Annotated in this window: 13 protein-coding genes; 10 read left to right on the forward strand and 3 right to left on the reverse strand. The window is 46.5% G+C overall.

Annotation, left to right across the window (positions count from 1 at the left end; all coding sequences use genetic code 11):
* Nucleotides 1-333 precede the first annotated feature (333 nt).
* The 4 genes from LIZ87_RS21095 to LIZ87_RS21110 all read left to right on the forward strand — a co-directional run bounded on the left by LIZ87_RS21095 (nt 334) and on the right by LIZ87_RS21110 (nt 3,317).
* Complete coding sequence (locus tag LIZ87_RS21095) at nt 334-759, forward strand: plasmid mobilization protein (protein ID WP_227149118.1); 426 nt, start codon at nt 334-336, stop codon at nt 757-759.
* Nucleotides 731-2,311 carry a relaxase/mobilization nuclease domain-containing protein gene (locus LIZ87_RS21100; RefSeq protein WP_227149109.1) on the forward strand — a complete coding sequence of 527 codons (1,581 nt, stop codon included), beginning with the start codon at nt 731-733 and terminating at the stop codon, nt 2,309-2,311. The genes LIZ87_RS21095 and LIZ87_RS21100 overlap by 29 nt, the downstream gene beginning before the upstream one ends.
* Before the next feature lie 86 nt (nt 2,312-2,397).
* Nucleotides 2,398-2,595, forward strand: coding sequence for a hypothetical protein (locus LIZ87_RS21105; RefSeq protein WP_227149110.1), 198 nt, complete (start codon nt 2,398-2,400; stop codon nt 2,593-2,595).
* Nucleotides 2,596-2,942: 347 nt separating this feature from the next.
* Nucleotides 2,943-3,317, forward strand: coding sequence for a TnpV protein (locus LIZ87_RS21110; protein WP_227149111.1), 375 nt, complete (start codon nt 2,943-2,945; stop codon nt 3,315-3,317).
* 59 nt (nt 3,318-3,376) lie between these two features.
* Here the strand turns inward: LIZ87_RS21110 and LIZ87_RS21115 are convergent, their stop codons facing one another.
* From LIZ87_RS21115 to LIZ87_RS21125, 3 genes are all read right to left on the reverse strand, one after another.
* A complete protein-coding gene (locus LIZ87_RS21115) occupies nt 3,377-4,417 on the reverse strand; it encodes a virulence RhuM family protein (protein WP_002593308.1) in 1,041 nt (346 codons plus the stop codon).
* A gap of 12 nt (nt 4,418-4,429) precedes the next feature.
* Nucleotides 4,430-5,335, reverse strand: coding sequence for a hypothetical protein (locus LIZ87_RS21120; RefSeq protein WP_227149112.1), 906 nt, complete (start codon nt 5,333-5,335; stop codon nt 4,430-4,432).
* Between the two features lie 61 nt (nt 5,336-5,396).
* Nucleotides 5,397-6,332 carry a hypothetical protein gene (locus LIZ87_RS21125; protein WP_227149113.1) on the reverse strand — a complete coding sequence of 312 codons (936 nt, stop codon included), beginning with the start codon at nt 6,330-6,332 and terminating at the stop codon, nt 5,397-5,399.
* A 159-nt stretch (nt 6,333-6,491) separates the two neighbouring features.
* On the opposite strand from LIZ87_RS21125, the gene LIZ87_RS21130 reads away from it, so the two are divergent.
* The 6 genes from LIZ87_RS21130 to mobQ all read left to right on the forward strand — a co-directional run bounded on the left by LIZ87_RS21130 (nt 6,492) and on the right by mobQ (nt 11,694).
* Nucleotides 6,492-6,860 (forward strand): cysteine-rich VLP protein, encoded by a 369-nt coding sequence (locus tag LIZ87_RS21130; RefSeq protein WP_227149114.1) that lies wholly within the window; start codon nt 6,492-6,494, stop codon nt 6,858-6,860.
* Between the two features lie 173 nt (nt 6,861-7,033).
* Nucleotides 7,034-7,249: a transposon-encoded TnpW family protein gene (locus LIZ87_RS21135; protein WP_002593313.1), complete on the forward strand. Its 216-nt coding sequence runs from the start codon at nt 7,034-7,036 to the stop codon at nt 7,247-7,249.
* Complete coding sequence (locus LIZ87_RS21140; RefSeq protein WP_227149115.1) at nt 7,246-9,327, forward strand: recombinase family protein; 2,082 nt, start codon at nt 7,246-7,248, stop codon at nt 9,325-9,327. The genes LIZ87_RS21135 and LIZ87_RS21140 overlap by 4 nt, the downstream gene beginning before the upstream one ends.
* A 92-nt stretch (nt 9,328-9,419) precedes the next feature.
* Nucleotides 9,420-9,626: a DUF3847 domain-containing protein gene (locus tag LIZ87_RS21145; protein ID WP_185916031.1), complete on the forward strand. Its 207-nt coding sequence runs from the start codon at nt 9,420-9,422 to the stop codon at nt 9,624-9,626.
* Nucleotides 9,599-10,021 carry a hypothetical protein gene (locus LIZ87_RS21150; RefSeq protein ID WP_227149116.1) on the forward strand — a complete coding sequence of 141 codons (423 nt, stop codon included), beginning with the start codon at nt 9,599-9,601 and terminating at the stop codon, nt 10,019-10,021. The genes LIZ87_RS21145 and LIZ87_RS21150 overlap by 28 nt, the downstream gene beginning before the upstream one ends.
* On the forward strand, nt 9,991-11,694 hold the full coding sequence (mobQ, locus tag LIZ87_RS21155; RefSeq protein WP_227149117.1) for a MobQ family relaxase: 1,704 nt from the start codon (nt 9,991-9,993) through the stop codon (nt 11,692-11,694). The genes LIZ87_RS21150 and mobQ overlap by 31 nt, the downstream gene beginning before the upstream one ends.
* Nucleotides 11,695-11,758 lie beyond the last annotated feature (64 nt).

The raw sequence follows: 11,758 nt of genomic DNA on the forward strand, positions 1-11,758 counted from the left end.
CTGCCAGCTGCTGAACGGCAGGAATTAAATTTGCGAAAAACTATTGACACTATCTTGCGATGACATGAGCGAAGCAACGCCGGGGTGAGACTCCCGGGTAGGAACGACATTCGGGTAAAACGGCAATACGCAAAGTACGGCAAAGTGCCAACTTGACATTTTGGCAAAAACACAAAAAACGAAAAGGCTGGGTAGCGTAGAGTAAGATTCTACCATGGGTCCAAATTTCGCCACCTGCTCATTTTGCCCTCATGGAATCTTGTTGGGGAGTGCCTTCCCCAAACCCTGCTCTGTTCCGCAAAGCGGAAGCGATACGGCTAATGCCGATTTTCAATTTTCAAAAAACGAAGGAGGAACCGAATGGCAAAAACCTACAACACACCGAAACGCAACCACATTGTAAAAACCCGTCTGGACGATGAAGAACACGCCGACTTTCTCCGCCGCCTGGAGATTTACGACATGAACCAATCGGAGTTTATCCGTGAAGCAATCTCCGGTGCGACCATCAAACCGACTATCGTGGCAACATTGGTTAGCGACGATCTGCTCGCTGCCGTTGGCAAGCTGACTGCCGAATACGGCAGGATCGGCAACAACCTCAATCAGATTGCTCGACATCTCAATGAATGGAGAAGTCCTTATCCTGCCATGGCAAAGGAATTGCAGGATGCCGTCGCAGAGCTTGCCACCCTGAAATATGAAGTGATGAAAAAGGTAGGTGATGCTGTTGGCAACGTTCAAGCATATAAGCTCTAAAAATGCTGACTACTCTGCCGCTGAAGCCTACCTCACTTTTGAGCATGACGAGTTCACCATGAAGCCCACCCTGGACGAAAACGGCAGGCTTATCCCAAGAAAGGATTACCGCATTTCTACGCTGAACTGCGGTGACGAAGATTTTGCGATTGCGTGTCTGAGAGCCAATCTCCGCTATGGCAAAAATCAAAAACGGGAAGATGTCAAAAGTCATCACTATATCATTTCTTTTGACCCGAAAGATGTGCCAGACCACGGATTGAACATAGATCTGGCACAGAGCCTTGGCGAGAAATTCTGCAAAGAACACTTTCCCGGTCATCAAGCAATCGTCTGCACACATCCCGACGGACACAACGGCAGCGGCAATGTTCATGTACACATCGTTATCAATTCTCTGCGTATTGAAGAAGTCCCGTTCATGCCGTATATGGACAGGCCGTGCGATACCCAACCGGGAATGAAGCACCGATGCACCAACGCAGCTATGGAATACTTTCGCTCCGAGGTCATGGAGATGTGCCACGATGCGGGTCTGTATCAGATTGATCTGCTGAATGGCAGTAAGACCCGTGTGACCGAGCATGAGTATTGGGCAAAGAAGAAGGGACAGCTTGCGCTGGATGAAGAAAACGCCGTTTTTGCCGAACAGGGATTACCCATCAAGCAGACCAAGTTTGAAACTGACAAAGACAAGCTCCGTGAAGAAATCCGAAAAGCGCTTTCTGATGCTGTCAGCTTTGAGGACTTCGCAGAAAAACTTCTTCGCCGTGGTATCACCGTCAAAGAGAGCCGAGGGCGATTGTCTTACCTCACTCCCGACCGTACCAAAGCAATCACAGCACGAAAGCTTGGCGACGATTTTGATAAAACGACTGTATTCGCTGCCTTTGTCAGAAATGCAAAACAGGTCAGAACGAAAACACCTCTCGTTCATTCCGCACCGACCATGCAGGACTTCATCAAACAGCAAAACTCTGTCAGCCGTACGGTGGATATGGAAGCGGCGAAAGCCAAGGGCAAAGGTTATGAGCATTGGGCAAAGATACACAACCTCAAAAACGCAAGCCGAGCCCATGTGCTGTATAAAGAAATGGGATTTGATTCTCCCGAAGCATTGGCTGCTGCTTGCGATACTGCCCGTGCCAAGGTGGATGACATTCGTACCAAAATGAAAACGGTGGAAGCATCCATTAAGGAAAAGAAAGAGTTCCGTGACTATGTGATGAACTACTTCAAGACCAAGTACCTCATCGAAGGTCTGAAAGCCTGCAAGAATGAAAAATCCCGTCAGAAATATCGTGACGAGCATGACAGCGACTTCATCATTCTGAACGCCGCCAAGCGATATTTTGATTCCAAGGGATTGAAGAAGCTGCCGAGCTACAAGGCATTGCAGACTGAGGTCGAACAGCTCATCAAAGAGAAAAACGAGCTTTACAATCAGTACCAGACAGCCAAAGAAGAAGCAACGAGGCTTGATACCATTCGCCACAATATCGAGCAGACCCTTGGTAGAAAAATTGAACACAAACAGGAGCAGGAGCGATAATCATTTCATTCGATTCGTTTCCTATCCCATCCATCAAGTTGTCAATTTGGCAACTTGATGCTACCAACCAAAGAAAGGATTTTTATATGAACAAACAGGAAAACAGAAATTACACAGTCAAAGAAAACGGTAGCATTGTTGTCCACAACTACTGTGCGGCAGCGCTGCCGCAGATCACCGTGACCATCCACTCCGGTCAGACTACTTACCGATTCAACGGAAATTACGATGGCACACGAAGTCTATCCGGTAAATTACTCGATCACATGGTAAAAGAAAACTAAAAATGCTCAAAAAATATTATAACGAAAGGGTGGATTTATTCACGAATGTGTGATATGATATATACAAGCAATCCTGTATTGGCAGACTGCCTGCCGATTAAGGAGGAACAAAACATGAATAGGCAGTCTGACAAAATTACTGCTATCTACTGTAGATTGAGTCGTGATGACGAACTCACAGGAGAGAGTAACAGCATTGTCAATCAAGAGTTAATATGTAAAGGGTGGTTTCTGCCACCTAATACATATGACTGCGGCTCATTTGTGGTAAATTGAAAAGCAGTTGTAAGAAAGGAGTCAAAAAGTCTTATAACCGCTGGAAATCAACGCAAAAGGAGCTGAACTTTATGAAATCTATCTTTGAAGAAATGGGCGGTACATACCGTCAAGTGGGCAATTATTTCATTCCCAATCTTGTCTCGCAGGATGATAGCAATTATCAGATTGGCAAATATGGGCGTATGCGCCGTAGCTATCTGAAAGAGTACCGTAAAATCCTCTACAACAACTATGTGCTGGAGGGAACGCTGTTCAAGCATTTAGCTGAAATCGATCAAGCCTGCAACGAGCGCATTGAAAACATCGTTTCCGCTATGGCAAAGCAGGAAGGCGTAACTGAAGCGCTCAAAGCGGCTGATCAAATAGAATGGGTGCGCCGTATGAACAGTATCCGTAACCGTGCGGAAGAAATCGTTCTGCACGAATTGGTATATGATCTGTAAACCTGATACAAAAGCCCCACACTTCTGACAATAAAATCGGAAGCGTGGGGTTTCCTGATTTATTTTGTTTGTTTGCTGTTTTCTTCGATATTTGCCACAAGGCGGTCGAAATCACTCTGATATGTTCTATCCTGCAAAACACGGAATTTTTCAAATTCACTTTCTGCAAACGCCTTTGCGATGGCAGCGGTCACTTTGCCTTTGTCATGTAAAATATCTTCTTCGTTGAACTGGAGGAACGCATCCAAACGATTAACCCAATCCTGCATATACATGATATTTCCCCGCCGTGCCTGTCTTTCGGCATAGTCCAGATACATTGTCACGATCTCATTCAGATTTATCATTTCTTCTTCGTTTAAGTAGTTTTTGGCGATTGAAACATCCGACTTGCGAATACGCCCCTGCGGAGCATTTTTCCAAGTTGTCAAGCCCATGTTTGGTTTTGTGCTATCGGCTCGTCCATAAACAATCTCAGCCGCCGTATGATGAGTGACAGCGTAATGAAGCTTATTCTGTACTGTGGCAAAAAACTCTTTTGTAACAGGACTGTTCACATCATAGTCAGCACTGCACTGGGAGTAAATGTCAGTGATTTTTTGATAAAAACGACGCTCGCTGGAGCGAATATCACGAATACGCTCCAACTGTTCCTCAAAATAGTCCTTACCAAAGAGGTTTTCTGGTTCTCGCAGTCGTGCATCGTCCATCACATAGCCTTTAATAATAAATTCTTTTAATACTCGATTTGCCCAAATGCGGAACATCGTAGCCTTTTTAGAATTAACACGGTATCCGACAGCAATAATGGCATCCAGATTGTAATAGCTTGTATTGTACCGCTTGCCGTCTGCCGCAGTTGTTTCCATTTTGGAAACAACTGCTTCTTCCTGCAATTCGCCGGATGCAAAAATATTTTTCAAATGTTTTGAAATAGCCGCCTTTTGCACTTCAAATAATTCTGCCATCTTTGCCTGCGTCAGCCACAAGTTTTCCTGATATAAAAGGATTTCAACCCGAACTTCACCATTATCAGTTTTATAAAACAGGATTTCCCTTGTTTCATAAGGAGTTAGCCCATATTCTTCGTTCATATCCATTCCATTCCCTTCCTATTCTTCACTTTTGTTTCTCGCTCTGCTTTTGTAAACATTATGCTTGTTCTTGCACTGCGGGCTGCAAAATACAGCACTTGGTCTGCTTGCGACAAAAGCTTTGGTACAATGCCTGCAAAGCTTAATCGGGTTTTCGCTGTCTGTCAGCATAAAACTGAACATCATCTGTACGCCCAGCAGCAGGGAATGAAAATCCCAAAAGATGGTCGGCTTATCCAAAAGAGCTATATGATAGGTTGGAGCGATGCCGCCAAAAGCTGCCATGCTCTGCTGCATCATCTGCCGGGTTTCATCGTTCAGTGTATCATAATCCTCATAATAAAGGAAACTGTTGATATAGGTAAACGCCCAGTCAATGAACTGCTGTTTCATCCATTCATATCGCTCCGCATATTCCCGCTGGAAGCTCATGTTGACAGCCATCGGCTTATCTGTCATGGTCAAAGCCAGTGCCATCATAACACGGCCATTCTGGATGTTCCACATGGACTCGATACCACGCTTGATCACATCCAGTTTGTCAAATGGAAAGAACAGTGCCAGATATTTTTCAGTGGACATAGTTTCTTCTTTGATGAAGTGATTTTTCGGCAGGTACACCGCCTCATATTCCATAAAGTTTGGTGTGGTAGGTAGCGCAGTCATCAGTCCAAACAAGCCGTATTTCACCGCAAATTGCTGGATAGCCTTCTGAATTTCGGCATCCGGATTTTTGCTCATACCCATGCGTCCTATGTTGATGGCATCCAATACAATTTTCTGATACTCTGCCAGTGGATCATAAATACTCGGCTGCGCCGTCTTCGTGGGTGTGAGATACAGAGTTCCGTCCTCTGTCGCCCTCCATTCATATTCACTATACCGCACCCAGTTAGAACTGGTACGGTCAAAAAGGTTCTTCATTTACAAAACCCTCCGTCATGTATTGTAACCTAAATAACTTCAATTTATATTATCAATTATACTATTTCTTTTTCCCTGAATCAATCTCCATTCCAGATTCTTCTAAAAAATCTTTCTCCAATAAGGTCATTGGCTGCTGCTTTTCTGCCTTATCCAAAAGTGCAGGAAGCAGCTTTTTTCGTATCTTTTTGAGCATTGTACCACGCACCTTGCGGATGTTCCGGTCGCTTTGATTCCGTATTTTAGCGATCCTTGTTGAGCTAAACAGCCGGACAGCGCAGAGAAAGAGCAGCTCCTTGTGTTCCTCATTCAATTCCCAGAGGATTTTGGATAGGTATTCTTCCGTTACAAGTTCATGGATGTCGTAAGGACAGTAGAAAATGGCGTCAATGAAATCTCCCTTTCGGAGTTGCTTTTCCAGTACATCGTTTAGCATATCCGGGAAAAAGAGTTCATTGGCAGATGCACCATAGTCAAGCGGAACATCGTCACCGCTGCGGCTGAGTTCATGATAGCGTTCCCTACGCTCCCGGTTGGCATCCAGCCTGTCCCACCATGCAATCACATTTTCAAAATCCCACTGTGTTCTGGCGGAATCCTCCAATCGTGCAAGGGCTTCTGCCCGCAGTTCTCGTTTGAGCTTCTTACGCTCCGGTTCTTCCTCGTCAGTACCATCCTCAAAGGGATGTTCCTCGGCGTCGGCTTCCAGTTCTTCGATGAGCTGTTCTTCTTTTGCGATCTGCCACATGGCTTGTTCGGATAATTCGGTTTCTTCGGTATCCGTATCACTGTCAGCAAGAACAACTTGGTTCTTCTGCTTCCTTCGCTTCTTTTCGGGAAGATCGTCAGCGGCTTCTTCCTCATCGTCCCAAAGGGCATTTTCATCTTCTTCGTCATCGACTATGTAATCGGAATCGTCCGTTTCATATTCATCTTCATAGTCAGTATCTTCTTCATAAAAGCCGTCATGTTCATATCGTTCGGGATCGTCGAACACCGCAGACACCTCCCTTCAAAAATATTTTTGAAAATTTCTTGGATTCTCCGCAAAAACAGTTCCGCTAAGTACCCTGTATTTCTCCTATAAGTGAGGGAGTAATCTATTTTGTCTATTATCAGATTACTTCCGACACTGAATAAAAGGAGGAAAACGCCTATGTCAAACAATTCTCGTGAGCTGACAGGCAGGGAGAAGCAGCGGATCAGAAAGCTGGTTATTTCTCTCTGCGCCAACTACGACAAAGAGTACGGCTGCCTGCCATTGGACTGTGACTGTCCAATGTTGGGGATCTGTTTTACCAACAGCGCACTATGCAGATATTTCCGCAAGTCTGTCCTGCCGGAAGATGCAGGGTTGGAAGCCGTATTCACGCAAACACCAACCACTCATTGCAAACAATGCGGCAAGCCGTTCCCAACTGACGGAAAACGGGTGTACTGCTCACAGCGCTGTGCCGAAGAAGCTCGCCGTAAGCAGACCGCAGCACGGGTGCGTAAGTATCGGGAAAAACAGCAACAGATGTAACGCTTTTGCCCTCGGAAAGCCTTGTGTCGCAAGGCTTTTTTGAGGGCATTTCTGCATTGGCAGGGTGTTAATACCTTTTGTCCGATTTTAACCATGCAAATGGTTACACCATGCCGGAACTAAACCTATTATACGAAAAAACAATGAATATTTCAACACGGAGGTAACTGCCTATGGCAAAAAACGAGAACAGTAATTTTTCTTATATGACTCGCCGCATTGGCGGCACCACCTATAAAGTTAAAGTAGTATTCAGCGATACAGAGAAAGAAACAATGGAGGATAAAATTTTACGGATGATTCGCAATGAAACGGTTACAACTGGTGGAACTTGTGGTATAATAGATTCACCACAAATGAGCCGACAGTCTGAAAGGAGCGCATCATGAGCGTAAAACAGACTGAAGGAAAAATCACAGCTTTATATGAAAGACTGTCCCGTGATGATGACCAGACTGGTGATAGCAACAGTATTGTCAATCAGAAACAATACCTCGAAAGCTATGCCCATCAGAAAGGTTATACGAACTGTCAGCACTATACCGATGACGGTTGGAGTGGAGGGAATTTTGAGCGTCCCGCCTGGAAACAGCTTATTGCCGACATTGAAGCGGGCAAAGTTGCTCATGTCATTGTAAAAGATATGAGCAGGGCGGGGCGTGACTATCTGCAAACAGGCTTTTACACGGAGGTATTCTTCCGTCAGCATCATGTTCACTTTGTGGCGATTGCCAACAGCGTGGACAGCGACGATCAGAACAGCAATGAGTTTGCCCCGTTCCTCAACATTATGAACGAGTGGTATCTTCGTGATTTGAGCCGCAAGCAGAAAACAGCGATCCGTGTGAAAGGCGAATCCGGCAAGCCTACCACCAACTGTGCCATTTATGGCTACAAGAAAATGCCGGGAGATAAGTACAGTTGGTATATCGACGAGGAAGCCGCTGCGGTTGTCCGCCGTATTTTCAGGCTGACCATCGAGGGAAACGGTCCTTATGACATCGCTCGTATCCTCTATGACGATAAGGTGGAAACTCCTGCGGTCTACGCCGCAAAGCAGGGGCGTGGCGTTTGGAAAAGCAAAGAGGAATTTCCCAACCCTTATAACTGGAGTGGTTATATCGTCGGGCAGATTCTCTCCAAGCCTGAATATATGGGGCATACGGTCAACTTCCGTTCTCACAAGCAGTCCTACAAGGACAAAAATCCGGTTATGAATCCGCAGGAGGACTGGCTGATCTTTGAGAACACCCACGAAGCGATTGTAGATAAGGAAATGTGGGAGCTTGCACAGAAACTGCGAAAGACACCGAGACGCCACGATACACTTGGCGAAGCCAATCCACTGACTGGACTTCTGTTCTGTGCTGACTGCGGAGCGAAAATGACCAATCACCGTTCCAAAGGCGGTACGGAGAACAATCCCTACCCCTCCGACTTTTATGACTGTTCCTCTTATACGCTGGCACATCAAAAACGCACCCATGCTTGCAGCGGTCACTATATTCGGACAAAAGCGGTCAGAGAGCTTGTTTTGGAAACCATCCGAACAGCCAGCACCTTTGCCATCGCCAATCAGGATGAGTTTATGAAAAAGGTGCGTTCTGCTTCTCAAATCAGACAGGCGGAAGTCGCAAAGGATACCAAACGCAAGTTGAACAAAGACCGTAGGCGTATTGCCGAGCTTGATACCATTATCAAAAAGCTCTACGAATCTTTTGCCATTGGGCGCATTACCGATGAGCGCTTTGATACTCTGCTTGCAGAATACGAAGCGGAGCAGAAGACTCTTGTCACATCTGTATCGGATGCAGAATCGCATCTGTCCTCTTTTGAGGAAGATACTGACCGTGCGGCGCAGTTCCTTTCACTGGCAAAGAAGTACACCGACTTTTCCGAACTGACTACTCCAATGATCAATGAGTTTATTGAAAAAATCATTGTCCACGCCCCGGAAAAGATTGACGGGGATCGGGTGCAGGAGGTTGAGATTTATCTGAAATTTATCGGACGGTTTGAACTGCCCGAACCAGAGCTGACACCGGAGGAGATCAAGCGGCAGGAACAGCTTCGCAGACACCGCATCAAGAGCCGGGAACGCTACCAAAAAATCAAGGCTGGTGAACACGCAGTTGGTCAGCCATTTAAGCTAATCTGTAAATGCTGCGGTGAAGAATTTGAATCCAAGCGGTCAAATACTCTGTTTTGCAGTCCGAAGTGCCGTACCAAATTTTACCGGCAGGAAGCAGCGGAAAACAGAAAGCGGGAATGTGTCTGCGAGAACTGCGGAAAAACTTTTACCGCTACACGGAAAGATGTAAAATACTGTTGTGATGATTGCAGGACGGAAGCAAACCGCAGGATGCAGAAAGAACGCAATGCTGCGAAGCAAATAAAAGAGAAAGAACCGGTATTGCTTGATGCCCCGCCTATTAAAGAAAATGGGCAAGAACAGAAAACCGCATAATAAATGACGCTGAAGGCGACTTGTGAGAATACAATCTCATGAGCCGCCTTCTTTGCGTTTTCAGCCGGATACGGCAGAAAGGAATAAAATTTATGACAGAAAATGAAAAGAAGCTTTTGCAGGCGAAGCATAGATTGGAAGAAGCACAGATGCGTGACCGGCAGAAAGAGCGAAAAGCACGGACACGGCGGCTGATTCAGGAAGGTGCGATTTTGGAGAAAGCATTACCGCAGACAACACAGATGGCTTTGAAACAGTTGGAGGATTTTTTATGCGAAGTATTCAAACCAATCCGATGATTTTTATGAGCGACCGGCTATCGGTCGCTTTTTCTTTTTCCCGAAGGGCGCACTTACTCACCACCTGCAAAGCAGGCGGTGGTATCCCTCCCGTTGGTCAGGCTCATGCGCTCCTCACGAACTGTATTCCAGACAGTTCTCCAGAGGGGGCAGGCAATGTCGCAAGCGAACATTCCCTGTGCAGTCGGCTCTATATTTTGCGCTATCAGCAAAACGATGGGGTGGCATATTGCCACCCCATCCCGCCGCCTGCCTGCGAAAACCTGCCACCGGCAGCTTTTACGCAGTTATGGGTATCTCCTTTCCGGCGACACCCATTTTCTCATTTCAAAAGAGAAACAGAAAGAAAGGACGGTGAAAACAAATGGCAATTTATCATCTGGAAGCAAAAGTAGTCAGCCGTGGTACAGGAAGAAGCGCTGTTGCAGCTTCCGCTTATCTGAGTTGTTCTAAAATCCTCAATGAATATGATGGGGTGCTACATGACTACACCCGCAAGAAAGGATTGGTCTGGCAGGAAGTATTCCTACCAGAGTTCGCCCCGTCAGAATGGAAAGAACGGGGCGTGCTTTGGAACGCCGTAGAAGAAAATGAAAAGACAAAAGACAGCCGACTTGCCCGTGAATTTGTGGTTGCCCTGCCGATTGAGTTGAGCGAAGCACAGTGGAAAAAGCTGCTATCCGATTTTATTTCTGACACCTTTGTAGCTGATGGGCTGTGTGCGGATGTGGCCATTCACGATCCTGACCCGCCCGGTCATAATCCCCATGCCCACATCATGCTGACCGTGCGCCCATTGGACGAAAACGGAAAGTGGCAATACAAGACTGAGAAAGAATATCTTTGCATAAAGAATGGTGAGGAACGGGGCTTTACCGCCGCCGAGTTCAAGGCGGCGCAGGCGGACGGATGGGAGAAACAATATCAGTACAAGGTAGGCAGGAAAAAAGTGTATATGACACCCTCCGAAGCTGAGAAGCATGGATATGAGCGTGTCAACAAATATCCCAAAAGCACCAAGTTCGGCAGGCAAAATCCTATCTCCGAGCGTTGGAACAGCGAAGAACAACTTGTTTTATGGAGAGCAGCGTGGGCTGATGTGACGAATCGCCATTTGGAGACTGCCGGACACGAAGAACGCATCGACCACCGCAGTCATGCAGATCGGGGCTTGACCGAGCAGCCCACCATTCACGAGGGTGTGGTTGCAAGAACATTGGAGAAAAAGGGCATTGTTTCTGACCGCTGTGAGTTGAATCGTCAGATTAAGGCAGACAACGCCCTTCTGCGGGAATTGAAAACGACAGTGAAAAAGCTGATGCAGGCAGTAAAGGATACGCTTCCCGCATTGGCCGAAGCAATGGAATCTTTGCGGGAAAAAATGATTATTTTCCGCTATCAGGTGCTTCACCTCCAATCGAGTAAAGGATATATCTCCAAAAATCTCAATGCACTGCGTCCTGAGTTGGAGCGATATGTTGGGCTTGTTTCACAGATCAAAGAAAAGAGTAAGGAACGGAAAACAATACTCACAGAAAAGAAATCTACTTCCATATTGCAGATACCAAAGCACCGGGAGCTTTCCCGCCGTATAGCGGAACTGACCGAGGAGTTGGAGGAACTGAAATCGGAAAAAGTGCTTCTTCTGCAAGCCTTGCAATACCCAGAGGACGCAGGCACAGATACCATCCGAAAAGATATTGCCGCAATGGAGGAATGGCTGAAAAGGCTGGAACAGCAGGAGCAGAAATATGCTGCAGAGCTTGGCCATGCGCTTGCAGAATACGCCGAACTGAAAGAACAGGCAGCGGAGTTTGATGCTGGCGAATTGATGAGCGAACGCCTTGCTATTCGCCCTGGCAAAGAACGCTCTGCCGCTGCCCGTGTTCAGTCTGCCTACGGCGAAAAATACCAGCTGCTGACGATGTATGACAGCAAACGGGATATAACCGAAATGCTCGGTGAAGAAGCTGAAACCCGCTCTGTGTGGGAACGATTGCAGCAGAAGCAGCAACGCCAGAAAACACAGCCACAGAAAAAAGCAAAACGACACGAACAGGAACGGTAAGCCACCGTTCCTCAGACTGTAGACAAAGTTGGTGCTAGTTGATTACGCCCAGCACCACTTTTCT

The organism is Lacrimispora sp. 210928-DFI.3.58, from assembly GCF_020554865.1.
Lineage (GTDB): Bacteria > Bacillota > Clostridia > Lachnospirales > Lachnospiraceae > Enterocloster.